Source organism: Lysinibacillus odysseyi 34hs-1 = NBRC 100172 (assembly GCF_001591965.1).
Classification (GTDB): Bacteria; Bacillota; Bacilli; order Bacillales_A; family Planococcaceae; genus Lysinibacillus_B; species Lysinibacillus_B odysseyi.
This window is the reverse complement of record NZ_BCVX01000005.1, coordinates 237,909-264,181: the sequence shown is the minus strand read 5'-3', so window position 1 is coordinate 264,181 and position 26,273 is coordinate 237,909. Positions and strand designations below refer to the sequence as shown.

The window sequence follows — 26,273 nt, the reverse complement described above, 5'->3', positions numbered from 1 at the left end:
CAGGCATGAGAGCGGCAAATCGTAAGCGGATAGGTGACTTGCTGTTAGAGGCAGGCGTTATAACCGAAGCGCAGTTAACATATGCACTTGAAAATAAAAGTCGGAATGAGAAATTAGGGGATTTCCTGATTAAGGAGAATATTTTGACAGAGCAGCAGCTCATTGAGGTTCTAGAAGTACAACTGGGCATTCCCCATGTTTCACTGAATCAAATTCCGATTGATCCGGAGCTTTTGCAGCTTATACCGGCTGAACTGGCAAAACGGGCACAGCTTATCCCGATCCGCCGAGAGAAAAACAAGCTGTTCATCGCCATGGCTGACCCGATGGACTACTTTGCAATCGAAGAAGTGCGGATGGCAACAGGGTACCAAATTGAACCGACAATTGCGGCAAAAGACGATCTGTACCGGACGATTACAAAGTATTACGATTTGCAGGAATCGATGGAAGCGGCATTATCGGATATGCAGGCCAACCTGCCGGATGCCCAGCAGGAAATCAGGGATGAGGATTCGCCGATTGTCCGCCTTGTGAACCAAATTATCGCAAACGGCATAGCGCAGCGGGCATCAGATATTCACTTTGACCCACAGGAAACGGAATTCAGAGTGCGTTACCGTGTAGACGGCGTGCTGCGTACGGAGCGTTCTTTGCCGAAGCATATGCAAAATATGATGACCGCCCGTGTGAAAATTATGGGGAATTTAAATATCACGGAAAGCCGGATTCCACAGGATGGCCGTATGAAGATTACGGTGAATTTTCGCCAGATCGACATCCGGTTATCAACACTTCCGACAGTGTATGGTGAAAAAATCGTTATGCGTATTTTGGACTTAGGCAACGCACCGAATGATATCGGGCAAATCGGTTTTTCACCTGAGAATGCAGAGCGCTTCAGCCGCATCATTAACCGTCCAAACGGAATTTTTCTCATTACAGGACCAACTGGTTCGGGGAAATCCTCTACCCTTTATACTGCTTTATCTGAGTTGAATAAGGAAGGGATTAATATTATTACGATTGAAGACCCTGTCGAATACCAAATGACTGGCATTAATCAAATCCAGGTGAAAGAGGAAGTTGGTCTGACATTCGCAGCAGGACTTCGCTCGATCCTGCGTCAGGACCCGGACATTGTCATGATCGGGGAAATCCGGGATTTGGAGACAGCGCAGATTGCGATACGTGCATCTCTGACAGGCCACCTTGTGCTCAGTACATTGCATACGAATAATGCAGTCGAGTCTATTTCACGTCTGAAGGATATGGGCATTGAACCATTTCTTATTTCCTCATCGTTAGTAGGGGCGATGGCACAGCGTCTCGTACGGAAAATCTGCCGGGACTGCTCAACAGAGGTAACAGCGACAGAACGGGAAAAAGAGATTTTTGGAGAAAATGGGCTGTCCGTTGAAACGGTTCATAGAGGACGGGGGTGTGCTGCCTGTAATAACACCGGCTACCGAGGGCGTATAGCGATCCATGAAATCCTGCCTGTTGACCGAGAGTTAAAAGAACTGATCTTTTCCCAAGTCAGCGGCAATGCGTTCCGTGACTATATGAAGAAAAAAGGCTACAACACATTGCTGCAAGACGGGCTTTTAAAAGTTTTGAGCGGCATTACAACAACCGAGGAAGTACTGCGTGTAGCAATGGCGGAATAGGAAGTGATGAAATGACGAACAGCCTGGAAATCAGAGAGTTATTATTACGTGCCTATGAACAAAAGGCATCCGATCTGCATGTTACGGTCGGCGTGCCGCCTGTATACCGTGTTAATGGAAGGCTTATGCAATACGGCGAGACACCCGTTACCCCGGATATGGTAAATAAAATGGTCCGTGACATTTTGCCGCAGCCGAAAATAGAAGAGTTCGATGAGAAAGGTGAGACAGATTTTGACTATACACTGGAGGGCTACTGCCGTTTCCGTGTAAATGCCTACCATCAGCGGAATGCAGGTGCGATTGCCGCCCGGCTTATATCGAGCAATATTCCGACGATTGAGTCACTCAATATGCCACAGATACTTTATGAGCTGGCCGAGAAACCGCAGGGGCTTATTTTAGTGACAGGTCCGACCGGTTCCGGAAAATCAACGACACTCGCAGCGATGATCAACTATATTAATGAAAATAAAGCAAAGCATATTATTACGCTCGAAGATCCGATCGAATATGTACATCACCATAAGAAATCGATCATTAATCAGCGCGAAGTGGGAACAGATACGGCAAGCTTTGCGAATGGCCTGCGGGCATCTCTCCGGCAGGACCCTGATATTATTCTTGTTGGAGAAATGCGGGATCTGGAGACGATTTCAACAGCAATTACTGCGGCGGAAACGGGGCATTTAGTATTTGCAACACTTCATACATCGAGTGCACCAACAACGATCGACCGCATTATCGATGTATTCCCGCCTCATCAGCAGGGGCAGATCCGAATTCAGCTGGCAAATGTTCTGCAGGGAATTATCTCGCAGCGTCTCTTTACAAAAAAAGACGGGAACGGACGGGTCGCAGCGACGGAAATACTTGTCGGCGTGCCGGCAGTGACAAATCTCATTCGGAATGAAAAGGTATACCAAATTCCGAGTGTCATGCAGACAAGCCGGGCGCTCGGCATGCATACGCTTGATTCCAGCATCCAGCGATTAATTTCCGAGGGCCAGATTTCACTTGAGGAAGCGCGGCCGTATTTGAATGTAGGTGAATACTAATGACCGTTTATAAATATAGGGGACGCTCGAAAAGTGGTGCATTAAAGAAAGGGATTATTCAAGCTGCCAACAGAAATGTCGCGATTGACCAGCTGCGTGAACAGGGAATCAATCCACGCGAAGTTGAAGCATCAAAAAATATATGGCATAAAGACCTGAATATCGAGCGGCCTGTCAAAAATCAGGATTTTGTTATTTACTGCCGCCAGTTTGCGACACTTATTCGTGCCGGTATTTCGATTGTAGAGGCAACGAATATCCTTGCCCGCCAATCTACAAGCAAGCCGCTGAAAAAGGCGCTTGAAGAGGTGGAAGGAGACGTAAGAAAGGGGATTGCTTTCTCCCAGGCTATTGCCAAACACCCAAAAGTGTTTCCGGATTTATTTATTAATATGATGCGTTCCGGGGAGGCGACCGGCAATATCGACGAGACGCTCGAACGCCTTGCCAATACATTTGAAAAGCAGTTCCGGGTTAAAAAGAAGGTACAGTCCACACTGACCTATCCGGCGGTATTGCTGCTGATCACAGTTGGTGTCGTCTTCTTTCTATTGATTTATATTGTGCCGACCTTTGTCCAAACGTTTGATGAGATGGGGGCAGAACTGCCGCTTATTACTGTCATTACGGTAAAAATCAGTGATTGGCTTTTGCGCTTTTGGTGGCTGCTGCTTCTGATTATCATTGGAGCGGTAATAGGCTTCAATTCGCTTTACAGGAATAATAAACGATTTCATTATCTAGTTCATTATTTTCTGCTCCGTGTGCCGATATTTGGTCCATTGCTGCAGAAAACGGCTATTTCCAGGCTGACACGTACGCTGTCTTCCTTATTCAGCAGTGCCGTGCCGATTTTACAGGCAATTACGATTTCCGAGCGGGTCAGCGGCAACCCGATTATCAGTAAAGTGATGATTGAAGCAAGAGAAAGCCTTGAAAAGGGGAGCACCTTGACCGAGCCGCTGCAAAAAAGCTGGCTGTTCCCGCCATTAGTTACAAGCATGACGCAGATCGGAGAATCGACAGGGTCTCTTGATTATATGCTCGAGAAAATTGCCGACTTCTATGAAGAAGAAGTCGATCGGGCGGTGGATACGCTGAAATCACTCATTGAACCGATGATGATTTTGTTGTTAGCCGTCATCGTAGGCTTTATCGTTGCTGCCATTATGCTTCCGATGTTCAGTCTTTATGAACAGATGTAAAAATCACAATGCTGTCTAGTTTGTTTGAATGCTGATTGTAATGTAAAGGGGTGCCAATCGGGCGTTTTGTAAGGAGGCATCAAAGAACTTGGCGTCCGTACAAAATAAATAACTACCATTAGAAAGGAGATGCAGTAAATATGCTACAGCAAATGAAGAAACGTATGAAAGACGAAAAAGGGTTAACATTAATTGAACTCTTGGCAGTAATTGTAATCCTGGCAATCATTGCGGCGATTGCCATCCCGGCGATAGGAAATATTATTGATAATTCCCGTGTGAAAGCAGCAAAGGCAGACGCAGTAAATATTTTAAATGCCGCCAATATGTACTTTACGGATGAAGGGGCGGGAAAAACAACTGCTGACAAAGAAGCCCTGAAAACTTATGTAGATAATTGGGGGACTTTTAAAGATGATACTGAGGTTAAAGTAACCAACGAATCTCCGAATAAGCTAACAGGTACAGCTACTTTATCCAGCGGGGAAACAATAACTTTCAAGGGTGCAACCATTGAAGACATTAATGAGGCAGATGTGGAACCAGGTGATACAATTTCAGGATCTCAACCTTAGAGGTATCCACTCACAGAACACCTAACTATAGTTAGGTGTTCCATTGAGTGACTGATAACTCGCAATAAGAGAAAGCTAGATAGGGAGGCCTTGTATGTTCAGTATATTCGGTAGTAAGAAGAACGCCCATGTCAGTCTGGAGCTGCATGACTACGTGCTCCGTGCGCTTGTAGCGAAAAGCGCGGATCTCGGACAGGCGCAATGCTTTGACATTCCATTGCCGGAAGGACTCGTACAGGAAGGAATGATTATAGACGAAATGGGTCTGTTTGAAATTGTAAAGGCACATATTGATGATTGGAATGCGAAGCGGCAGAATGTAAGGTTTTTCGTGCCTGATACGTCCGTTTTGCTAAAGGCTATTGAGCATCCGGAAGACCTCAACGATCAGAAGGAGCTGCTCGGCTATGTTCAACTGGAGGTAGGCCATACCATTCATCTTCCGTTTGAAGATCCTCTTATAGATGTGGTGGATAGGGATTCAGACGATGGAGAAGCAGTCATTTTCGCAGCGCCATCAGAGGAAGTACGCAAATTCATGGATATTTTATCGGACAACCACTTAAAGCCCAAGGTGGCAGATATCCGTGCACTTGCCAACCTGCGACTTTTGGATTCTTTAGGTCTACTCAGTAATAGCAGAACATATCTCATTGCCGATTGGTCGATCAATGCCTTATCCATCTGTATCTACTCATATGGAAATGTGGAATTCCTAAGGTTTCAAACGATTGATACGGATCTTGAAGAGTGGCAGTTCACGAGGGAGAATGAGAACGATTATGATGTTTCTTTCCATTATGAAGGGGATCTGCAACATTATCAGAGTACGGTAACAGATCAAATTCTAGAGCTCGACCGGATGATGAGTTTCTTCAAGTTTTCATTACATAAGGGAGAGAAGTCAGTGGATGATATTATTGTTTTAGGTGATAACCCGCTGCTTTCCAGTATTGCAGCATTTTTAGCGGAGAATTTTGAAAATACGATTATTGAAGTGAACGATCTCCTCATCGGGAAAAAGTATCCTGGCTTCAAGGCCAAGCATGCCTCATTAATCGGCCTTGCCCTCAAGGAGGATAACCTATGATTCCAGATATAAATCTTCTGCCGAATACAGGACGAGACGAAGAGCGATCGAGGATACAGTATATCATTCTTGGTATTATAGTCTTTCTTTTGCTTGCGTTTCTCTCGTGGATGTATTTTTCTGCCAGAGCAAATGTAACCAATCTGACGAACCAAGAACAAACCCTTCAGGCAGAATATGATACAGTACAAAAAGAGCTGGAAGAGCTGCAAGGCGCTGAACAGGGGTCAATTGAGGAGTCTTTAACATTTATTGAACAAATATCATACCCAGTGACACCGCTTATCGGGGAAACACAAGTACTGTTGCCGGAAAATACATACCTGCGCAGTTTTTCATTTGACCAAACTGCTGTTCATTTTACGATTGATTTTGAAATATTGAATGCCATTTCCACTTTTATCGAACGCCTTGAGCAAAGCCCTTACTTTCTCGATGTACAGGTAGGCGAAATTGCGAACTTTGAAATTGGACAATCAACGGACGAGAAGGATATGGAGGAAAGATTTAACGAACTTCCACGCTATACAGTAGAGATGACGGTACTGATTGATCCGGTATATGTATCTACAGGAGGTGGAGTGTAATGCAGCTTTCTGGTGGCAAAAATTCGGGACCCCTTCTCATAACGGCTCTTATACTGGCTCTTTTATTTGCAGTGTATTACTATGTCGTTCTGCCAAAACAGGAGGAAGCAACAGAAAAACAAAATGCTGTAAACCATTTAACGAGTGAAACAGCAACGATGAAAGATCAGATTGCTTTGATTAAGGAAAATAGAAATGATGAGGTAGACAGTGGGCTTATAATACGCCAAAAGCTTCCTGCCGATCGGGAAATCGATCAACTCCTCCTTGCTCTTGAGGAGGCAGAATATGTTTCAGGCTCACGTATACTTACTATTACCTTTAATAATTATGATAATCTCGTTTCAGAATCGGGACTTCTCGATCCGAATGCACCAACCGGGGATGAACAGGCAGATGGGGCAATGGAGGAAAGTGAGCGTGACGAGACAACAGACAATAGTGAAACAAATGAAAACATTGAAGATAAGGGGACACCTGAAAGTGATCAAACGGGCGGAACAGCTGTCGGGGAGACAGAGCAGGAGGCGGTTCCTGTATCGACGATGTCGGCTGAAGCACTGCCTGCAAATTTAAAATTACTTACATTTCAAGTAGACATTGAATCACCAGATGATGAGCAGCTGCAGCAGTTTATGAAAGAAATCGAACAGATGGAACGGGTTATGCATATTGACACAATCGAATACTCGCTGCCGGGTGAGGAAGATGCGCTGACAGAAGAGGGAGATAAGGTTGTCTCAGCGAGTATTCAGGTGACGACATTCTACTTTGAATAAGAGGACATCATATGGAAATTGTTTATAGTATCTTTATTGCGTTATTCGGCCTTGTGCTCGGATCGTTTTATAATGTTGTCGGACTGCGGGTGCCAAAGGGAGAATCAATCGTGAACCCGCCTTCCCACTGTACGAGCTGTGACCACAGATTGACAGCTTTAGAATTAATCCCGGTTCTTTCATATGTAATGCAGGGCGGAAAGTGCAGAGGGTGTGGGGCAAAGGTATCGCCGATTTACTGTATAACGGAAATTGCGACCGCTGTTTTATTTGTCGGAAGCTACCTGAAATTTGGTTTTACAGCAGAGCTGGCTGTGGCCCTTTTGTTTATGTCACTGCTTGTAATCATCAATGTATCAGATATGGCATACATGCTGATTCCAAATAAAATCCTGCTGTTTTTCCTGCCGCTTCTAATGATATCGCGGATTGTTTCGCCGCTTGATCCGTGGTGGGATAGCCTGCTAGGAGCAGTGGTGGGATTTGGCATATTACTGCTCATTGCCGTTATTTCGAAAGGCGGAATGGGCGGAGGAGATATCAAGCTGTTCTTTGTCATCGGGCTTGTCCTAGGCAACGTCAATACGTTTCTAACGCTTTTCTTAGCTTCGCTTATCGGTATGATTGTGGGAATAGTCATTCTAAAGGTGCGCGGACAGGGAAGAAAGACACCGATTCCGTTTGGGCCATCGATTGCGCTCGGGGCAATTATTGCCTATTTCTACGGGGCGGAGCTTATCGAGTGGTATTGGCAGCTGTTTTAGGGAATCATTTGTATAAAGAAAAGAAAAGTGTAGAAAAAGCTGTGTTAGCAGCATTTCTACACTTTTTTCATGGGTACAAACCAATCGTTTATTTACAAAAAAAAGCCGATCTTTTTAGACGGATTCATAATTTGTTTCTGTCAGTAAAGCGAATCCACGTTTTACGGCATTTATATATTCAGAGACTACTTGCTGGGCAATGGCAGATTGCGGATTTAATGTTTCAAAGCCATGGTAGGCGCCGGGATAAAGATGGAACTCTACATCTACCCCAGCTTGTGCCAGCTTGGACACATAGGCAATCGTTTCATCCCGGAACGGATCTAATTGCCCGACGCATGTATATGTGTAAGGTAAATTTGAATAATCCGTCGCTCGGGCAGGGGCAGCATAGGGCGGGATTTCCTCTGTACCATGTAAATTACCCAAATACATTTTCCAGCCGGCCTCGTTTGCTTTTTGATTCCATATAAATCCTTCTTTAATTTCGTTGGATGAAGGGGAATTATTTCGGTCATCAATCATTGGATACAGCGGCATTTGGAAGTGGACCTTCGGGAAGGAACGATCCCTTGCCAGCAGTGTTAAAGCTGCCGTCAGCCCTCCGCCTGCACTGGCGCCGGCCACGCCGATTTTTTCTTTATCAATAGACAGGTGCTCCGCTTCATTTACCATCCAGCAAAGTGCACTATAACAATCTTCGATAGGAGCCGGGTATGGATGTTCAGGTGCTAACCGGTAATCGACAGAAACGACAATACACTCCGCCTGTGTGACGAATTTAGCGCAAAGATGATCATCTGCTTCAACGGTACCGAGCACATAGCCACCCCCATGTATCCACAGTAATCCGGGCAGGTTTCCTTGTGCATCTAATGGTTTATAAATACGGAGACGTACATCATTTTGGTCCGGTCCAACGATAATTTCCTCATAGATTTCAACGTCAGCAGACAGCTCAGGCAGCGGGGATGCCTGTTCTAGGCCTTGACGGATAGCCGGCATATATTCAGGCGTTAAATCAAAATCTTGAAAAGCATTTAAAGCAGTTAAAAATTCCGGATGGACTCTTCTCTTCATTTACAATTCCCCTTTACTTTTTATTCGTTAAAAAAGTAAACAAATTTCTCGGAAGCGTAGTATTTTAATTGTTTTTATTTGTTCACAATTAAAATACCATTCTATGTTATAATAAGTCAAACTAATATTCTGAAAATTGGAGTAAAAATTATATGCAATTGCTTATTCAATCAGGAGATCTGGGGCCAAAATGGTTCCATGTAGCTTTACGGACACTTACGATGCTTGCTGTGAGTGAAGAATTGGTAAAAAGCCATCATATAGCGGAAAACCTTGGAGAAGACCCTACATATATAAGAAAAATAGTAGCGCGTCTGGTGAAAAACGGGATGGTTTCAGCAATAGGAGGAAGGTATGGGGGATACCGCCTTCAGAAAAATGCGAACGCCATCTCTGTGAAGGATGTTTATATCGCCTTGAGCGACTATTCGGTGACGCCGTTTTATGTAGTGCCATCGACGGGGGTGGAATATTCCATTTCCCAAATCATTTCTAAAGCTGAGCAAGTATTTCAATCATCATTGGATCAGTATTCCATCCAAGATATACTTGATACAAAGAAAGACTGAAGGGAAAACAGTATTCTTTTAGTTGGACGTACCGGTAAACAGGAAGAACAGTGGAAGGTGAAGGAAGCAAAGATCAGTTGATTATCCAAGCTTTGCTTTGTGTCTATACATGGGCAGCCATCCCGAAGAGACGGTAACCGAATGCAGAGAACCAAGATTTTTGGAGACATCTATTCGTAAGTATAAATAATACAAAAACAGCGTTCATCTATTGGAGATGGGCGCTGTTTTCTGGTTCACGGGAGATTAATGTACCGTACGATATAAACCTACCACTTTACCTAAAATTTTCACTTGGTCCACTAGAATCGGGTCCATCGAAGAGTTTTCAGGCTGTAAGCGGAAGTGTGTTTTTTCCTTATAAAAGCGTTTAACAGTTGCTTCGTCGTCTTCTGTCATTGCTACAACGATATCGCCGTTGTTTGCTGAGGACTGCTGTTTTACGATGACATAATCGCCGTTTAAAATACCAGCTTCAATCATAGATTCACCCATAATCTCCAACATAAAAATGTGATCTTCGCTCGTGCCGTATGTATTAGGCAGCGGGAAGTATTCTTCTATGTTTTCGATTGCCGTAATCGGCGAACCAGCCGTTACTTTACCAATTAACGGAACGTGGATAACGCTCTGCTTATTAACAAGTACTGTCTCCTGGTCCAATACCTCAATAGCGCGCGGTTTTGTTGGGTCGCGGCGGATCAGTCCTTTGCTTTCAAGACGTGCTAAGTGCCCATGCACTGTGGAGCTTGAAGCAAGCCCTACTGCTTCCCCGATTTCGCGAACGGAAGGCGGATAGCCTTTAGAACGTACTTCATCTTTGATAAATGCCAAAATTGCTTCTTGCCGTTTAGATACCTTTGTCATAATTATTCACCTCTCTGCCAGAGTCTTTCCTTTTTAAATTAGAATAAGTATACCATATACGAACAAAAATGCAAACGTAAGTTCGAAATAAAGTGTTGACAAAAAACAAGTGTTCGCATTAAAATGAGAACATATATTCCGAACAAACATTCTACAAGGAGATGGTCGTATGAATTGGGTAAAGAAAAACAGCTATGTAAAGGTACTGTTAGGGGTAGCAGTTGCTTTTATCGCATACATATACATAACAGATGAGAAAATTGAGCAATACGAACATATTACAATCGAACATGGCGATACATTATGGTCGTTAGCAGATGAATATCGTGGTAAAATGTCTACGCAGGACTGGGTCACTTTCGTCCAAAAGGAAAACCAACTGTTTAAGGGTGCCTTGCAGGCGGGACAGAAAATTATCGTCCCTGTAGCGAAAGATTCAGTATATATAGCCAACCTCTCAGAGGAGGAGGCTGGCAATTCCATTAAAGTAGCGAGTGATCAAAAATGACAAAACCACAATCGGCTGTCGTATACTGCCGTGTAAGTACGACAAAAGAAACACAGGAAACATCTTTGGCAAGGCAGCGTGAGGAGTTAACCCGCTATGCCAAGGATCAGGGATTTAGTGTGGAAGCGGTCTTTGAAGATCAGCATAGCGGATATGATGTGGATCGTGAAGGCCTGCTGGAAATGCTGGATTTTATGAAGGAATCGAATATCCCTGTCCTATTCATCCAGGACGAGACGCGACTTGGGCGTGGAAATGCAAGGATGGCGGTACTCCATCTATTGATGAAACAGGAAGTCATTGTCTATTCACTAAATGAGGCGGGGCCATTATCACTGAATGAAATGGATACAATGCTTCTCGAAATCCTGTCTATCGTAGAAGAATACCAGCGGAAGCTGCACAATGCAAAAATCCGCAGAGGGATGAAGCGGGCTGTGGAAAGAGGCTACAGACCGGAGCTGAACCTCCGGGAACGCGGTAATTTAGAAGGCCGGGACCGTATCGAGGTACCTATTGGAGAGATCGTAAAATTGCGTGATAAGGGTATGACCTTTAAGGAGATTGCCAATACATTGCAGGGGCTGGGCTTTCAGGTAAGTAAAGCAACAGTCCATAGACGCTATATTGAATATATAGAGGAAGTTGAACGTCAACAAACAACAGAGCTGCCAAAATAGAGATGGCAGCTCTTTTTCGTATATAAAAAGAAAATAAAGCGCAATCGCTTGCACTTCCTGGCGTTTTCTCATACCTTTGTAGTAGTCGATTAAGAAAGGTGAGACGAAAATGTTATCAAAAGACAAAATGGATAGAATCAATGAACTTTCGAAAAAGAAAAAAGCAGGTACATTAACAGAAGCAGAAGCGAAAGAACAAACACAATTACGCAAGGAATATTTGGATACATTCCGCAGTACGATGCGTGATACGATCGAAAATGTAAAAGTAATCGACCCTGAAGGCAATGATGTGACACCTGAAAAGGTAAAAGAAGCAAAGAAAAACAAATTTTTAAACTAATTAATGATATAAGAGGGGGCTATTTTCTTTATAAAACTCCCTGTCTAGCTTCTTATAATTTAGTAGAAAAAGTATAGAATCCTATGATTTTTTCAATAGAGGGAACGTTATAAATCTCATTTATTGATATGTCACATTTGGCTAAAAAGTATAACATATTTATGGAAAAAACGTTGTATTCTTGAGCGTTTATGACTAAACTATATAAGAACAATATTAGTGCGAGAAAGGATGTCACACATGACACAATACGCGGATCTGTTAGCGATCAATGCTATCCGTACATTATCAATCGATGCAATTGAGAAGGCAAATTCAGGACACCCTGGTTTACCAATGGGCGCGGCGCCAATGGCCTATACATTATGGACAAAACAATTACGCCATAACCCACAAAACCCAAAATGGTATAACCGCGACCGCTTTGTATTATCAGCTGGCCATGGTTCCATGCTTTTATACAGCCTGCTTCATCTTGGCGGATATGGTTTAGAGATGGAAGAGATCAAAAACTTCCGTCAATGGGATTCTAAAACACCTGGTCACCCTGAATATGGCCATACAGTTGGGGTAGAAGCAACGACAGGTCCACTTGGTCAAGGGATTGCAATGTCAGTTGGTATGGCAATGGCAGAACGTCATCTTGCAGGAACATACAACAAAGAAGGACATGAAATTGTAGACCATTATACATTTGCACTTTGTGGTGATGGCGACCTTATGGAAGGTGTCGCATCGGAGGCAATCTCGCTTGCAGGCCACCTGCAGCTTGAAAAGTTAATCGTGCTTTACGATTCAAATGATATCTCCCTCGACGGCGATTTGGAGAAATCATTCTCTGAAAACGTGCAAAAGCGTTTTGAGTCAAATGGCTGGAATTACTTAAAAGTACAAGACGGTACAGATATCGATGCAATTAATAAAGCAATCGAGCAGGCAAAAGCAAACAAAGGCAAGCCAACATTGATCGAAGTGAAAACAGTGATCGGTTTCGGGTCGCCAAATAAATCCGGTAAATCTGAGTCTCACGGTGCACCACTTGGAGCTGACGAGGTACTACTAACGAAGGCAGCGTACGAATGGGCACATGAGCCATTCCACGTACCGGAAGAAGTATATGAGACGTTCAAAAATGCTGCTGAAGTACAAGGTGTACAGGCTGAAAGTGACTGGAATGCAAAATTTGAAGCATATAAAGCGGCTTATCCTGAACTAGCAGAGCAGTTTGTAAAAGCAATGAACAACGAATTACCAGCAGATTACGATGCTGAAATTCCTGTATACGAGGCAGGTAAATCTGTAGCAACCCGCTCATCTTCAGGAGATGTTATCAATGCATTAGCGAAAAAAGTTCCTTCCTTCTTTGGTGGTTCGGCTGACTTAGCGGGCTCGAACAAAACAACGATGAAAGGTGCTGGCGACTTCTCAGCAGACAACTATGCAGGCCGTAACATTTGGTTCGGTGTACGTGAGTTTGCGATGGGGGCTGCATTAAACGGTATGGCCTTACACGGTGGTGTCAACGTATTCGGCGGTACATTCTTCGTCTTCTCAGACTATGTACGTCCAGCTGTACGACTGTCAGCATTAATGGGCTTGCCGGTAACATATGTGTTCACACATGATTCAATTGCGGTTGGGGAAGACGGGCCAACACATGAGCCGATCGAGCATTTAGCATCATTACGTGCTATGCCAAATCTTTCAGTGATCCGCCCTGCCGATGCAAACGAATCAGCAGAGGCTTGGCGTATTGCTATCACAAGTAAATCAACACCAACTGTTTTAGTATTATCCCGTCAAAACTTGCCGGTAATCAATACACCAATTGAAACAGTACGTGATGGTGTTCAAAAAGGTGCTTACGTAATTTCACCAGCTACAAAAGAAACGCCGGATGCTATCTTAATTGCAACAGGTTCGGAAGTATCGTTAGCTGTGGAGGCACAAAAAGCATTGCTTGCTGACGGTATCGATGCATCCGTTGTATCTATGCCATCTATGGACCGCTTCGAGCAGCAATCTGCTGAATACAAAGAATCTGTTCTTCCTAAGGCAGTAACAAAACGTCTTGCGATTGAAATGGGAGCTTCATTAGGCTGGCATAAATATACTGGCTTTGATGGGGATGTTCTGGCAATCGATAAGTTCGGCGCGTCTGCACCAGGTGAGCTGGTTATTGAGAAATACGGCTTTACAGTAGAAAATGTAGTAAATAAAGTAAAAGCGTTATAATTTCCAAGTGGTGGCTCGCAATTCGTTGCGGGCCGCCTTTTGTTTTGAATATTTGATTATGGAAATGAAGCAGGAACGGATTATGGAAGAAGCATTTCCGTCGAGAACTAGTTCGTCTGTCATTATGGTTGAATATTGAATAAGCTGGCCAGCTATAATAGTTGAAAAAGCGCTAAATAAAATAGTGACCTCAATGAGGATTACTTTGAAGATTACAGCAGCGAGAAAAAGGATAGAAAAGAGTAAAATAGTCTTAATGACCGGGCGGAGCAGCGTAAAGACATTATCAATGGCAAATTTATCATAAGTGACATTCATATTTTAATCTTATTACCTGAATATTACCTTATTAAATGAGAGCCGACCTTGTAAAAAAGGTACAAAAAGAAGAATATTATGAGGAATCCTGCTTGTCCAATTAATTCTATAGCAACCATTTTGGAATTAGTGTATAATCCTTTTTGGGGAGTTTTCTCGGGATCTTGCAAGTGGAGGAGGTTGGATACAAATGAATTTATGGCTTGGTATTGTACTTATCATTGTAGCTTTAATCGGGGGCGTTGCGATTGGTTTCTACGCAGCTCGTCAATATATGATGAAGTATTTAAAGGAAAATCCACCAATCAATGAACAAATGATTCGTGTTATGATGGCGCAGATGGGACGTAAACCATCTGAAAAGCAAGTTCGTCAAATGATGGCACAAATGAATAAGTTCCAGGATAAATAATATGAAAAGAGTGCAGATATTGAATCTGTACTCTTTTTTTATTGCTCATTTATGATGAAGTAGGGATATTTCTAATAAATTATAATTTTCTAAAAATGATGTTGCTTTATTTTAACCAATGTAATATTATAAAACAAACCTACAAACTAGGTTTTAAAAACAGGAGGAAAAATAGATGAAAAAATTATTATGTTTATTGTTTTTTACATTAATTTTGGCAGCCTGCGGAAATAAAGATGATGCTGCTGCAGACAAAACGAATAAGCTGGAAAAAATCCAGGAAGCCGGTGTCATTAATATCGGGCTGGAGGGAACATTCCCACCGTTCAGCTACCATGATGCATCGGGCAATTTGACAGGCTTTGAATACGAAATTGCCGCACAGGTTGCAAAGGATTTAGGTGTAGAAGCGAACTATATTGAAACGAAATGGGACTCACTGATCGCCGGATTGGATACTGATAAATATGATTTTGTTATTAACAATATCTCAATTACGGACGAGCGTAAGGAAAAGTACGACTTTACCATTCCTTATATGGAATCGGTGGCAGTGCTGGCAGTACGTAATGACAATGAAGATATGAAGACAATAGAAGATTTGGATGGGAAGAAGGCTGCCCAGACGGTAACGAGTAACTTTGCAAAGGATGCGGAGGCGCTTGGGGCTGAAATCGTTGCTACTACTGACTTAACAAGCTCCATTCAGCTGGTGGAGCAGGGGCGTGCTGATGGAACGATTCATGACCGTGTAACCTTTTTAACATACATGCAGGAGCAGCCTGATGCAAAACTGAAAATTGTGGAAGGATCGACAAGCTCGTCGGACATCGCCCTTATTTTAAATAAAAATAATAAGGAATTCCGTGAAAAGTTAAATGAAATTATCCAAACAAGAATTGAAGATGGCACATTTGCTGCTATTTCAGAAAAATATTTTGGCGAGGATATCATAACAAATAAGTAATTGAGGCGGGGCTATCAGACTGTAAAGAAGAAGGTTCCGGCGTTTGTAGAAAAAGAGGTGCTGATAGATGAGCAGAGAAATGGAAATAGCGCTGGAAGCATTTTGGCCTGTACTAAAGGCAGGGCTTGTTGTGACGATTCCGTTATCGTTATTATCGTTTGCGATTGCAATGATAATAGCGGTCGTTACTGCATTGGCAAGATTATCAAATATATCGATTTTACGGTATATTTTTGGACTTTACGTTTGGATTTTCCGGGGCACACCATTACTCGTGCAACTGTTCATCGTATTTTTCGGTCTGCCGAATTTAGGAATTGTACTGGATGCTTGGACAGCCTCCATCATTACATTTTCCTTAAATACAGGGGCATATGCCTCCGAATCGATAAGGGCTTCGATTATTGCCATTCCTAAAGGGCAGTGGGAGGCAGCGGAATCGCTGGGCATGACATATTGGCAGGTACTGAGACGTATTATTGCTCCGCAAACAATCCGGATTTCCTTGCCGCCGGTGACAAATGATTTCATAGATCTGGTAAAGGGCACATCACTTGTAGCCAGCATCACGCTGGCGGATATGTTTATGATCGGCCAGCAGATTACAGCCCGTACATATGAACCGCTATTGATTTATTCTTTAGTGGCGGCAATCTACCTGTTGTTTATTACTATATTGACATTCATGCAGGGCAGGCTTGAGAAATATGCTTCAAAATATATATAAGAAGGGAAGTGGATTTTATCGTACAGTTTTCGAACATGCATAAATTTTTCGATGGGCATGAAGCATTGAAAAATATTAACCTTACATTCAATAAGGGGGAGACAACTGTTATTCTCGGCCCTTCAGGTTCCGGCAAGTCCACTCTCCTGCGTTGTATTAACCTGTTGGAAACGCCTGAACGTGGTACACTTTCAATAGATGACATTCACTTGGATTTATCAGGCTCTGTATCGAAAAAGGAGCGGCTGGCGATTCGGCAGAATACAGCAATGGTATTTCAGAGCTTCAATCTATTTCCACATATGAAGGTTCTTGAAAACGTTATTGAAGGGCCTGTTACCGTTCTAAAAAAGGAGCGGATAGCTGTCATCGAAAAAGGAAAAATGCTTCTGGCAAAGGTAGGGCTTTCCCATAAGACGGAAAGCTATCCATCACAGTTATCCGGTGGGCAGCAGCAGCGGGTTGCCATTGCGCGTGCTTTAGCGATGGAGCCGAAATTTTTATTATTTGATGAACCAACAAGTGCTCTTGATCCGGAATTGGAAGGAGAGGTATTGAAGGTTTTAAAGGATTTGTCCGAAGAAGGAAAGTCCATGATTATCGTTACACATAATTTGAATTTCGCTAAAGAAGTGGCCGACAGAATCCTATTTTTAGAAAATGGTGAAATTTTATTTGACGGCGAGACGAAAAAGTTTTTTGATAATAAAGAAAACGATCGAATTCAATCGTTTATTCAATCAATGCAGTTTATTTAGGAGGAATGGGACATGGTAAAAGAGAAAACAAATGTGGAAAGCTTTGATCTTGATCATACGAAAGTAGCGGCTCCTTATGTACGTTTAGCCGGCAAGAAGGAAGGTGTGCACGGGGATGTCGTTGTAAAATATGATATCCGCTTTAAACAGCCGAATAAGGCACATATGGAAATGCCTGCACTTCATTCTCTAGAGCATTTAATGGCAGACCGCATACGCAATCATGCAGATTACGTAGTGGATTTATCTCCGATGGGATGCCAAACAGGCTTTTATTTATCCGTTATTAACCATGATCATTACGAGGAAATACTGGATGTCCTGGAAAAAACACTTCAGGACGTACTAGCTGCAGAAGCTGTACCTGCTTGTAATGAAGTACAGTGCGGATGGGCAGCAAGCCACAGCCTGGAAGGTGCCCAGCAATTAGCCCGGGAATTTTTGGATAAGCGTGCAGAATGGCCGAACGTTTTTGTGCAATAAGAAAGATTAATAGAAAAATAAGTTCTGATCGAAAAGCTTGATCATGTAAAAAGAAGTCGAGTCGCGGGGCGTTTCCTGGACTCGACTTTTATAATGCACTTTTTTCCTGTACGGCAGGAACGTACCGCTGCAGAAATTCAAGGACCATTTTTTCATAAGCAGCAGGATTTTCATTAAAGCCTTGTGCATGAGCTCCTTCTTCAAAAAGACAAAGCATTTTTGGTTCTGCTTTTTGTTCATATAAATCTTCCGTCATCGAACTGGGGATGAATGTATCCCCCGTCGTGTGGAAGAATAAAACAGGCTTTTCAATATGTTTTACTGCCTCAATCGGTAAAATATTTTTTGTCCAGTACCCATCCCGCAGCCGCATGAATAAATCTGTGACATGAACGGCGAGGCGCAGATCGATTGAAATGGAATTTTTAACAATCAGGTAGAGCAGTTTACGGAAGTCAGAAAAGGCACAGTCGGAAATATAAAAATCCGCCTCATCTGCAACGGTTCCGGCATACAGCAGTGTTGTGGCGGCACCCATCGATTCGCCATGTATACCAAGAACTGCCCCCTCACCAATCAGTTCCCGCACATATGCAACAACTGCCTGAAGGTCAATTTTTTCATAATAGCCATAGCTTGTCGTTTTTCCGCCTGAATCCCCATGCCGCCGGTGGTCATATACGACTGTATTAAAGCCGAGCCGCTCAAACATACGGGCATATTTTGTGGAGTTGATTTTATTTTCTGTTACCCCGTGGCAAATAATAATCGTATTATGTGTGGATAGAGGCTTGAAGAAATAGCCTTTAATATCATAGCCGTTTGGCGAGGAAATAGACAATTCCATCTTTGACACGCTGTCAAACCAAGCTTCGTCAAAGCGCTGCGCCTTCTTCTCCCTTTCTAAAATGAAGTCAGAGTCTTTTTGCTTAATGTACATTAGCTTGTTTGATAGCACATAGCCTGAAACAGCTGTTGCAGTAGCGAGTAAGGTTGTAGCAATGCCAGATAACAGCATGACCTTTTTCTTCATTATGTTCACCTCCCTATATACTATGTTGTCACTCCTATTTCCCTCTATGCGTAAATAAAAAAAGTTTGGAACGCAAAATTTTCGGCTATATCGATATAGCAGGGTATATTTGATAAAATGAAAAGGTAAGTAGTGAACTTACATACACATTGGGAAATAAGGGGGAATTATCAATGACACAAGCAGTAATCGTAAGCGCAGTACGTACAGCAATCGGCGCATTTCAAGGATCGTTAAAAGATATCCCGGCAACAACACTGGGCAGCACTGTCATCAAGGCGGCGATTGAGCGTGCGGGCGTTCCTGCAGAAGATATTGATGAAGTAATTATGGGGAATGTACTGCAGGCCGGCCTAGGGCAAAACCCGGCACGCCAGGCAGCATTGCAGGCTGGTCTGTCAACAGCTATTCCAGCTATGACAATTAATAAAGTGTGCGGCTCAGGCTTAAAGGCGGTTCATTTGGCAGCGCAGGCTATTGTAGCTGGTGAGGCAGATATCGTCGTAGCCGGCGGTTTTGAAAACATGAGCCAGGCACCTTATATTTTAAAAAATGCCCGTGACGGCTTCCGGATGGGTGATCAAAAAGTAATCGATACAATGATCCATGACGGATTATGGTGCGCAACGAATGACTATCATATGGGTATGACAGCTGAAAATTTATGTGACAATTATTCTATTACACGTGAAGAACAGGATGCTTTCGCTGCGCGTTCACAGGCACGTGCTGCTGAAGCGATTGCATCTGGTAGATTTGTAGATGAAATTGTACCGGTAGAAATCCCGCAGCGTAAAGGTGAACCGGTTATCTTTGACCAGGATGAGTATGTAAAAGCAGGCACAACTGCTGAAAAGCTTGCTGGTTTACGTCCGGCGTTCAAAAAGGATGGTTCGGTTACAGCAGGGAATGCATCCGGTATTAATGACGGAGCGGCAGCCGTTGTGGTAATGTCCCAGGAACGTGCCTATGAGCTTGGCTTAAAGCCATTAGCGACAATCGTAGCGAATGCAAGCGCTGGTGTAGATCCATCCATTATGGGTATCGGTCCTGTTTCTGCTGTGAAAAAGGTTCTGGCAAAGGCTAATATGACGCTTGAGCAAATGGATTTAATTGAAGCAAATGAAGCGTTTGCCGCACAAGCCATTGCTGTTGATCGTGAATTAAACTTTGACCACGAAAAGCTGAATGTTAATGGTGGAGCCATTGCACTAGGCCATCCGATTGGTGCAAGCGGTGCACGCGTGCTTGTTACGCTTCTTCATGAGATGCAAAAACGCGATGTGCAAATGGGACTGGCAACACTTTGTATTGGCGGCGGTCAAGGCGTAGCAACTATCATTCAACGCTAATTCTTTTGCCAGTGATGCCTGTAAGCAGAAAAAGTGCTATAATTTAGCCGAAAGTCGGTAAAGAAGGTGATTTCATTGGCAAAGAAAAAAGGGCAACAACAAGCGGGTGAGCTAAAGCAGGAAAAAGATCAAATGACGCTGGCTGACCAATTGGGTGGAGATGTTCTGGCGAAGCTAAAAGAAGCGAAACAATCCTTGGCTGCCGAAGAGCAGAAAAAGGAAGAAGAGCGCCAGGCAAAGCTTGCTTTTGAACGGAAACAGCGTGAAAAAAATATGAGTTTTGAAGAGTTGCTGGACCAATACGGCAGCAAAGGCTCAAAATATTAATAAATAGACTGCTGCAGTCCTTATATAAGGGCTTCGGCAGTCTTTTTATAATTTACAGCGTGTTTACTGCGCTTGCTTCTAGTCCTTTTTATGAAGGATTTTCATCTCGATTTGTCGTTTTGGACTCACTAAACCAAGCGGGCTGACGATGATAGAGGCAAAAGACAAGGCGTAAAGAATCTCGATTGCCATAAGCATTCGTAAGTTATCAAATAGTATAGAAGCCGCCATCCCTACCAATTTATTCTGGGATGGTAAATAGCAGTTATAGTTAAAACACCATACTAGTAAAATATGAAATTTAAAACAAAAACGAGTTTCCGTTAAGAGAAAACTCGTTTTTTGATTGCTAGAAAACTTGTGGTAATAGTGATAAAAAAGATGGCTCCTGCCGTATCGATCAGTACATCCCCGAACATACCAGTCCGGCCATCCGTAAATGTTTGGCGGAACTCATCGAGCGATGCAAGCAGAAAAATACTGCCTATTCCAAATAAAGCAGAAAAACGCCAGCCAAGCTTACGATAAAGCAGGAAAAACAATACGCCTATAATGCCGAATCCGACAAAATGTGTGCTCTTCCGAATCAAAAATTCTACAAAGTAAAAATACCCTCTTGTCTCCACAGAAATTGGTCTGCCCCAATACGTAAGATGAAGCTTGCTAAGCTGATCCTCGAACGGTTTGTTTTCCAGAACCGTTTCGAGTTCGGGTACAATCGTTTGCTGCTCATAAGATGTACTGGAAGCGATACAGACAATTATGACAGCGAGTACAACGAAGAAAACATATTTTTTCATCGGTGATCTGTATAAATATCCTTTTTAAGCTGGCTCATTGCCTCAGATACATCGCTAATCTGCTGGGCTTTCTGATAGGCTGTAACAGATGCCGCAAGCTGCTCCGCTGTACGGGCTCCAATGACGGTAGAGGCGACTACATCAAATGACAGATTGAAGGCAAGTGATAGCGCATGGATGTCGTTGTACTCTTTTTCAAGGCGGCAGATCACTTGCTGCAGCTCCTCCTCGCTATAGCTCATGTAAGGCTTCATACGTACTTGCCATTCGTTGGTCAGCAAGCCCTTTGCAATTGATCCGCGGGTAACGATGGAAGCACCACAGTCCTTTATTTCACCAAACCATTCTTCTGCTCTGCGGTCAAGCATGCTAAACTGCATCATATTGCTGATGGCATTGCTGCTCTTTAAAAATGGAATAAATACATTCGGGCGGATAGAAGAGATTCCGTATTCACGAATAAGACCTTCTTTTTTCAACTCTTCGAACGCAGTGATTATCTCTTCCCAAGGATCATCCGCTGTACCTCCGTGCAATTGATAGACATCAATATAATCTGTCTGCAAGCGGCGCAGGCTCTCCTTGACTCCCGCTTTTATATGGGCGGGGGAGGGATCCCAAGTCCAGCCGTCTGTTCCTTCCACCCACCGGTTGCCGACCTTTGTCGCAAGGATGATGTCTTTACGGTAAGGTGCTAAAACAGTACCGATGACCTCTTCATTCATTCCTTTATCATATAGATCCGCTGTGTCAAAATAAGTAATACCGGCATCAAGGGCGGCTTCTACAATAGGGCGCGCTTCGTGAACTGTTGGCGGCAGTGACATGCAGCCCAGACTCAGTTCGGATATTTCCAAGCTGCTTTTGCCAAGTGTACGTTTTTTCATCAATATTGCCCCCTTATCTATTTGTTCGTCCTTTTACTAATGTTACAATGAAATCAATCATAACGACAAGCGAGGTCCTATAAATGAAGAAATTTGAGGAGAAAACGATTCGGTCAGAAGAGATTTATAACGGAAAAGTTATTACGTTAAAGATAGATGATGTCACATTGCCAAATGGCGAAACGGGGAAGCGTGAAATTGTTAACCACCCTGGAGCTGTTGCTGTTATTGCTATTACGGAGGAAGGAAAGCTAGTAGTAGTAGAGCAGTACCGGAAAGCATTGGAAAGGTCGATTATTGAAATTCCGGCCGGAAAGCTGGAGCCTGGAGAAGAGCCGGCTACAACAGCTGTACGCGAGCTGGAAGAAGAGACAGGCTACGGCTGCAAGGAACTGACATACCTTCAATCGTTTGCAACATCACCGGGATTTGCAGATGAAATTATTCACCTGTTTGTGGCACGCGGGTTATATGAAATTGAAAACCGTGCTGCTATGGATGAGGATGAGTTTATAGAGCTAATGGAGATTACAGTAGAAGAGGGCGAGCAAATGGTAGCAGAGCAGAAAATCTTTGATGCCAAAACTGCATTCGCCATCCTTTGGTTAAAAATGCAAGAGTGAAAATGAATAAAGAGGGTAACAACATTAGAGGAATAGAGGCTGGCATTCTATGAAAATCTCCATTAAATTGCCTATTAAAAACTAGTCATATCCCTTCTGTCTGAGCATACAGTGTAGGACAAGGGGGGACAACATGCGAAAAAGTATTTTATGGCAAAATACAGCGATGATCACAGTCAGCTTTATAGCGGGGGTTGCGTTTTTTCAATTATTTTCACTTGCACAGGCAACAAAGGTTATTAAAATATTGGACAGGCGTCTCTTGTTCGAATCAACGCCTACTTTGGTAGAATCAATCATTCCAATAGCTATTTTTATGAGTATTGTGCTATTATTTGCAACGCATCCGTATTTTTTTAGCATAGCAAAAGTAGGAATTGCAATTAGAACCTGCTTTTTTGGGTTCAGTTCGGTCTATTTACTAGCCCAAAAAAACGAGCTGCTCGCCTACGGAGTTTGGTGGTTCCCATTCCAGTTTTTATATATTGTCATGCTTGTCGTATTTTGTGAATATTTGGTAGCGACACATAAGGCCTCAAAAAAGAAGGAACGTTTCTCTCTGCGGGAAGGCGGTATACTCCTCTTATTTATCGGTGTCATCTTTTCTTTGGAAATTGCAGTCATTTCGTACGTGTTAAAATAAATCATTATCTTGTAATAAGTTTTGCTCATTTGGTATAATAAAGAGAGTTTAGGAGGGCGTCACATGGAGAGCCGTATTGATCGTATTAAAAAGCAATTACATAGTGCTAGCTATAAGCTGACGCCACAGCGAGAGGCGACGGTAGCAGTTCTGCTTGAGCATGAGGAGGACCATTTAAGTGCGGAGGACGTTTACCTTTTGGTAAAGGAGAAAGCCCCGGAAATTGGTCTTGCGACAGTGTATCGAACATTGGAGCTGCTGACAGAGCTTAAAATTGTCGATAAAATTAATTTCGGTGATGGCGTATCGCGCTATGACTTGCGTCAGGAAGGTGCCGCACACTTCCATCATCATTTAGTTTGTATCGAGTGTGGTGCAGTAGACGAGATCCAGGAAGATTTACTGGAAGATGTAGAGCAGATTGTAGAAAAGCGTTGGAATTTTATCATTAAAGATCACAGATTGACATTCCACGGAATTTGTCATCGTTGCCAAGACAACGGAGAAGAGTAATAACTCGTAACGAAGAACAGCTTGAGGGGGCTGTTCTTTTTATTTTTCTACGGGACAATAGAAGAATATAAATAGAAAAGGGCCTTATAGTATAATGCATACTATAAGGCTGTTTTAAATACGGCTTTCTATTTGAAGAAAACTGTATCTCAATAAATTTTTCAATAACAAATTGTATAAGCAGGAGCAGGAGGCGTGATGATGAACGCATTTACATATCCAATAGAAGATTATATTCATTTTATCCGTGTGGAAAGGCAGCTTTCAGCGAATACATTAGCCTCTTATCGCCGAGACTTGGAGGCATATGCAACACATTTGGAAGAAGAGCAGCACCTGAAACATTTTAATGAGGTAACCCGGGAAAATATCCTTCTGCACCTGGAAAATCTGCGGCATAACGGCAAGACAGCACGTACAGTTGCACGGCATATTTCCTCGATCCGTTCATTTCATCAGTTCTTGCTGCGGGAAAAGGTCACAACGACCGATCCGACAGTCCATCTGGAGATGCCACAGCTTGAGCAGAAGTTGCCAAAAGTGCTGTCGATTGATGAGGTTGATGCATTGATTGCAGCTCCGGACCGCTCAAAACCACAGGGAGTCCGTGATGTGGCGATGCTGGAATTATTATATGCTTCCGGCATGCGAATTTCAGAGCTGATCGAGCTGGATTTGGAAGATATTCACCTGACAATGGGATTTGTCCGTGTATTCGGGAAAGGCGGTAAAGAGCGAATTGTACCGCTTGGACGAGGGGCATTAAATGCAGTAAGCAAATATTTGGAGCGTGCCCGCTATGAGCTTCAGGGAAGCTATCCGAAAACGAATGCGTTATTTATTAACCAAAGAGGGAAAAGATTAACAAGACAGGGCTGCTGGAAGCTGATTAAGCAGCATGCCCAGAAGGCCAATATTCAAAAAGAGCTGACACCGCACGTACTGCGGCATTCATTTGCCACTCATTTAATCGAAAACGGGGCAGATTTACGTGCCGTTCAGGAAATGCTGGGCCATGCCGATATTTCAACGACCCAGATTTACACACATGTCAGCAAAACCCGTCTATCAGAGGTATATAAACAGTATCATCCGCGTGCTTAGTCACAAAATAGTAAAGCAACTCTAAAAAAATTTACTGCGTCGGATGTCTGACCTTTATTTATTCGAGTTTTTTGATAAAATGAAAGGGTAGGAAAGAGGAGGACGTAAAGTCATGAATTCATTTAAAAAAGTACACATAATCGTTATGGACTCTGTCGGTATCGGTGAGGCGCCGGATGCTGAAAAATTTGGTGATCTTGGTTCTGATACACTAGGACATATTGCAAAAGAAATGAACGGGCTGAACATGCCTGTAATGGGTTCTTTCGGATTATCGAACATCCGTAAGCTGCAAGGAATTGAACCTGCAGAAACACCGAAAGCTTATTACGGCAAGATGCAGGAAGCGTCAGTCGGAAAGGATACGATGACAGGCCACTGGGAAATCATGGGTCTTAACATTGACAAGCCTTTTAAAGTCTATCCGGAAGGTTTCCCGCCTGAATTAATCACTGAGCTTGAGACACGTACTGGGCGCAAAGTGCTTTGTAATAAACCGTATAGCGGGACAGCAGTCATTGAAGACTATGGGAAAGAACATATGGAAACAGGTGCGATTATCGTTTATACATCGGCCGATCCGGTATTACAGATTGCCGCACATGAAGAAATCATTCCGCTTGATGAGCTGTATAAAATCTGTGAAATTGCACGCGAGCTGACACTTAAACCAGAATTTTTAGTAGGCCGTGTCATTGCCCGTCCATTTATCGGAGAGCCCGGCAACTTTGTACGTACATCAAACCGCCACGACTATGCTCTTTCTCCATTCGGTCGTACGACAATGAATGAAATGAAAGATGCAGGTCTTGATGTAATTGCTATCGGAAAAATTTCCGATATTTTCAATGGTGAAGGTGTAACAGAAGCGATTCGTACGAAAAATAACACAGATGGTATGGATCAATTAAATGCTGTTGTACGTCGTGACTTCCATGGGATGAGCTTTTTGAATCTGGTAGATTTTGATGCAAACTTCGGTCACCGCCGCGATCCAATTGGTTATGGTGAAGCGCTGGAGGAATTCGACCGTCGCCTGCCGGAAGTTTTGGAAGCGTTATCGCAGGATGATTTATTAATTATTACAGCGGACCATGGGAACGACCCTACATTTACCGGCACAGACCATACACGGGAATATGTACCTTTAATCGTATACTCCCCAAGATTTGCAGCGGGTGCTGAATTGCCGCTTCGTACGACATTTGCGGATATTGGCGCTACAGTTGCGGAAAACTTTGGAGTAGCTGCGCCGAAATTTGGCAAGAGCTTCTTATCGGATTTAAAATAAACGGCAGAAATTTGCCATAATAGAT

The 26,273-nt window shown here is 43.2% G+C and carries 31 protein-coding genes; 25 read left to right on the top strand and 6 right to left on the bottom strand.

The window, feature by feature from the left end; genetic code table 11:
• The first annotated feature begins 5 nt into the window (after positions 1-5).
• From BOD01S_RS10570 to BOD01S_RS10535, 8 genes are all read left to right on the top strand, one after another.
• Entirely contained in the window at positions 6-1,670 is a 1,665-nt protein-coding gene (locus BOD01S_RS10570; protein WP_036154202.1) for a GspE/PulE family protein, read from the top strand.
• Between the two features lie 11 nt (positions 1,671-1,681).
• On the top strand, positions 1,682-2,728 hold the full coding sequence (locus BOD01S_RS10565; protein WP_036154204.1) for a type IV pilus twitching motility protein PilT: 1,047 nt from the start codon (positions 1,682-1,684) through the stop codon (positions 2,726-2,728).
• Complete coding sequence (locus BOD01S_RS10560) at positions 2,728-3,933, top strand: type II secretion system F family protein (RefSeq protein WP_052124827.1); 1,206 nt, start codon at positions 2,728-2,730, stop codon at positions 3,931-3,933. The genes BOD01S_RS10565 and BOD01S_RS10560 overlap by 1 nt, the downstream gene beginning before the upstream one ends.
• Positions 3,934-4,085: 152 nt before the next feature.
• Positions 4,086-4,508, top strand: a complete 423-nt coding sequence (locus tag BOD01S_RS10555) for a prepilin-type N-terminal cleavage/methylation domain-containing protein (protein WP_244887300.1) — start codon at positions 4,086-4,088, stop codon at positions 4,506-4,508.
• A gap of 94 nt (positions 4,509-4,602) precedes the next feature.
• Positions 4,603-5,598 (top strand): type IV pilus biogenesis protein PilM, encoded by a 996-nt coding sequence (gene pilM / locus BOD01S_RS10550; protein ID WP_233153125.1) that lies wholly within the window; start codon positions 4,603-4,605, stop codon positions 5,596-5,598.
• A complete protein-coding gene (locus BOD01S_RS10545; protein WP_036154208.1) occupies positions 5,595-6,185 on the top strand; it encodes a PilN domain-containing protein in 591 nt (196 codons plus the stop codon). The genes pilM and BOD01S_RS10545 overlap by 4 nt, the downstream gene beginning before the upstream one ends.
• On the top strand, positions 6,185-6,964 hold the full coding sequence (locus BOD01S_RS10540) for a hypothetical protein (RefSeq protein WP_036154210.1): 780 nt from the start codon (positions 6,185-6,187) through the stop codon (positions 6,962-6,964). Before BOD01S_RS10545 ends, BOD01S_RS10540 begins: the two co-directional genes overlap by 1 nt.
• Before the next feature lie 11 nt (positions 6,965-6,975).
• Positions 6,976-7,728, top strand: a complete 753-nt coding sequence (locus BOD01S_RS10535) for a prepilin peptidase (RefSeq protein WP_036154212.1) — start codon at positions 6,976-6,978, stop codon at positions 7,726-7,728.
• A 114-nt stretch (positions 7,729-7,842) separates the two neighbouring features.
• On the opposite strand, the gene BOD01S_RS10530 is transcribed toward BOD01S_RS10535, so the two are convergent.
• On the bottom strand, positions 7,843-8,808 hold the full coding sequence (locus BOD01S_RS10530) for an alpha/beta hydrolase (RefSeq protein ID WP_036154214.1): 966 nt from the start codon (positions 8,806-8,808) through the stop codon (positions 7,843-7,845).
• 152 nt (positions 8,809-8,960) lie between these two features.
• Here BOD01S_RS10530 and BOD01S_RS10525 point away from each other — a divergent pair, with 152 nt between their 5' ends.
• Entirely contained in the window at positions 8,961-9,377 is a 417-nt protein-coding gene (locus BOD01S_RS10525) for an Rrf2 family transcriptional regulator (protein ID WP_036154216.1), read from the top strand.
• Between the two features lie 246 nt (positions 9,378-9,623).
• Here BOD01S_RS10525 and lexA read toward each other — a convergent pair whose 3' ends face one another.
• Positions 9,624-10,244, bottom strand: a complete 621-nt coding sequence (lexA, locus tag BOD01S_RS10520; RefSeq protein ID WP_036154217.1) for a transcriptional repressor LexA — start codon at positions 10,242-10,244, stop codon at positions 9,624-9,626.
• A gap of 169 nt (positions 10,245-10,413) precedes the next feature.
• On the opposite strand from lexA, the gene yneA reads away from it, so the two are divergent.
• From yneA to tkt, 4 genes are all read left to right on the top strand, one after another.
• Entirely contained in the window at positions 10,414-10,752 is a 339-nt protein-coding gene (gene yneA, locus BOD01S_RS10515; RefSeq protein WP_036154219.1) for a cell division suppressor protein YneA, read from the top strand.
• Complete coding sequence (locus BOD01S_RS10510) at positions 10,749-11,432, top strand: YneB family resolvase-like protein (RefSeq protein WP_036154221.1); 684 nt, start codon at positions 10,749-10,751, stop codon at positions 11,430-11,432. The genes yneA and BOD01S_RS10510 overlap by 4 nt, the downstream gene beginning before the upstream one ends.
• Before the next feature lie 109 nt (positions 11,433-11,541).
• The gene (locus BOD01S_RS10505) at positions 11,542-11,775 is read left to right on the top strand and encodes a DUF896 domain-containing protein (RefSeq protein WP_036154223.1); all 234 of its coding nucleotides are present in this window, start codon (positions 11,542-11,544) and stop codon (positions 11,773-11,775) included.
• Positions 11,776-12,015: 240 nt separating this feature from the next.
• Entirely contained in the window at positions 12,016-14,010 is a 1,995-nt protein-coding gene (tkt, locus tag BOD01S_RS10500) for a transketolase (RefSeq protein WP_036154225.1), read from the top strand.
• Here the strand turns inward: tkt and BOD01S_RS23280 are convergent.
• Positions 14,005-14,328 (bottom strand): hypothetical protein, encoded by a 324-nt coding sequence (locus BOD01S_RS23280; protein WP_036154227.1) that lies wholly within the window; start codon positions 14,326-14,328, stop codon positions 14,005-14,007. The genes tkt and BOD01S_RS23280 overlap by 6 nt on opposite strands.
• A 190-nt stretch (positions 14,329-14,518) precedes the next feature.
• Between BOD01S_RS23280 and BOD01S_RS10490 the strand changes: the two genes are divergently transcribed.
• The 5 genes from BOD01S_RS10490 (at position 14,519) to BOD01S_RS10470 (ending at position 17,675) form a co-directional block, all read left to right on the top strand.
• Positions 14,519-14,740: a YneF family protein gene (locus BOD01S_RS10490; protein WP_036154229.1), complete on the top strand. Its 222-nt coding sequence runs from the start codon at positions 14,519-14,521 to the stop codon at positions 14,738-14,740.
• A gap of 175 nt (positions 14,741-14,915) precedes the next feature.
• Positions 14,916-15,707 (top strand): transporter substrate-binding domain-containing protein, encoded by a 792-nt coding sequence (locus tag BOD01S_RS10485; RefSeq protein ID WP_036154231.1) that lies wholly within the window; start codon positions 14,916-14,918, stop codon positions 15,705-15,707.
• Between the two features lie 67 nt (positions 15,708-15,774).
• A complete protein-coding gene (locus BOD01S_RS10480; RefSeq protein ID WP_036154233.1) occupies positions 15,775-16,434 on the top strand; it encodes an amino acid ABC transporter permease in 660 nt (219 codons plus the stop codon).
• A gap of 17 nt (positions 16,435-16,451) precedes the next feature.
• Entirely contained in the window at positions 16,452-17,192 is a 741-nt protein-coding gene (locus BOD01S_RS10475) for an amino acid ABC transporter ATP-binding protein (protein ID WP_063180332.1), read from the top strand.
• Positions 17,193-17,204: 12 nt separating this feature from the next.
• Complete coding sequence (locus tag BOD01S_RS10470) at positions 17,205-17,675, top strand: S-ribosylhomocysteine lyase (RefSeq protein ID WP_036154235.1); 471 nt, start codon at positions 17,205-17,207, stop codon at positions 17,673-17,675.
• Between the two features lie 88 nt (positions 17,676-17,763).
• On the opposite strand, the gene BOD01S_RS10465 is transcribed toward BOD01S_RS10470, so the two are convergent.
• Positions 17,764-18,708, bottom strand: a complete 945-nt coding sequence (locus tag BOD01S_RS10465) for an alpha/beta hydrolase (RefSeq protein WP_036154236.1) — start codon at positions 18,706-18,708, stop codon at positions 17,764-17,766.
• A gap of 173 nt (positions 18,709-18,881) precedes the next feature.
• Here BOD01S_RS10465 and BOD01S_RS10460 point away from each other — a divergent pair, with 173 nt between their 5' ends.
• Both BOD01S_RS10460 and BOD01S_RS10455 read left to right on the top strand, forming a co-directional pair.
• Positions 18,882-20,060: an acetyl-CoA C-acetyltransferase gene (locus BOD01S_RS10460; protein ID WP_036154238.1), complete on the top strand. Its 1,179-nt coding sequence runs from the start codon at positions 18,882-18,884 to the stop codon at positions 20,058-20,060.
• A gap of 75 nt (positions 20,061-20,135) precedes the next feature.
• Positions 20,136-20,387, top strand: a complete 252-nt coding sequence (locus BOD01S_RS10455) for a YqkE family protein (RefSeq protein WP_036154241.1) — start codon at positions 20,136-20,138, stop codon at positions 20,385-20,387.
• Positions 20,388-20,710: 323 nt separating this feature from the next.
• Here the strand turns inward: BOD01S_RS10455 and BOD01S_RS10450 are convergent, their stop codons facing one another.
• Both BOD01S_RS10450 and BOD01S_RS10445 read right to left on the bottom strand, forming a co-directional pair.
• On the bottom strand, positions 20,711-21,187 hold the full coding sequence (locus BOD01S_RS10450; protein ID WP_036154243.1) for a VanZ family protein: 477 nt from the start codon (positions 21,185-21,187) through the stop codon (positions 20,711-20,713).
• Positions 21,184-22,074, bottom strand: coding sequence for an aldo/keto reductase (locus BOD01S_RS10445; RefSeq protein WP_036154245.1), 891 nt, complete (start codon positions 22,072-22,074; stop codon positions 21,184-21,186). The genes BOD01S_RS10450 and BOD01S_RS10445 overlap by 4 nt, the downstream gene beginning before the upstream one ends.
• Before the next feature lie 83 nt (positions 22,075-22,157).
• Here BOD01S_RS10445 and BOD01S_RS10440 point away from each other — a divergent pair, with 83 nt between their 5' ends.
• The 5 genes from BOD01S_RS10440 (at position 22,158) to deoB (ending at position 26,248) form a co-directional block, all read left to right on the top strand.
• A complete protein-coding gene (locus BOD01S_RS10440; protein ID WP_036154247.1) occupies positions 22,158-22,697 on the top strand; it encodes an NUDIX domain-containing protein in 540 nt (179 codons plus the stop codon).
• A gap of 133 nt (positions 22,698-22,830) precedes the next feature.
• A complete protein-coding gene (locus tag BOD01S_RS10435) occupies positions 22,831-23,340 on the top strand; it encodes a hypothetical protein (protein ID WP_036154248.1) in 510 nt (169 codons plus the stop codon).
• A 63-nt stretch (positions 23,341-23,403) separates the two neighbouring features.
• Positions 23,404-23,853, top strand: a complete 450-nt coding sequence (gene fur, locus BOD01S_RS10430) for a ferric iron uptake transcriptional regulator (RefSeq protein ID WP_036154250.1) — start codon at positions 23,404-23,406, stop codon at positions 23,851-23,853.
• A 201-nt stretch (positions 23,854-24,054) separates the two neighbouring features.
• Positions 24,055-24,957 carry a site-specific tyrosine recombinase XerD gene (gene xerD / locus BOD01S_RS10425; protein WP_036154253.1) on the top strand — a complete coding sequence of 301 codons (903 nt, stop codon included), beginning with the start codon at positions 24,055-24,057 and terminating at the stop codon, positions 24,955-24,957.
• Positions 24,958-25,069: 112 nt separating this feature from the next.
• Positions 25,070-26,248: a phosphopentomutase gene (gene deoB, locus BOD01S_RS10420; protein WP_036154255.1), complete on the top strand. Its 1,179-nt coding sequence runs from the start codon at positions 25,070-25,072 to the stop codon at positions 26,246-26,248.
• Positions 26,249-26,273 lie beyond the last annotated feature (25 nt).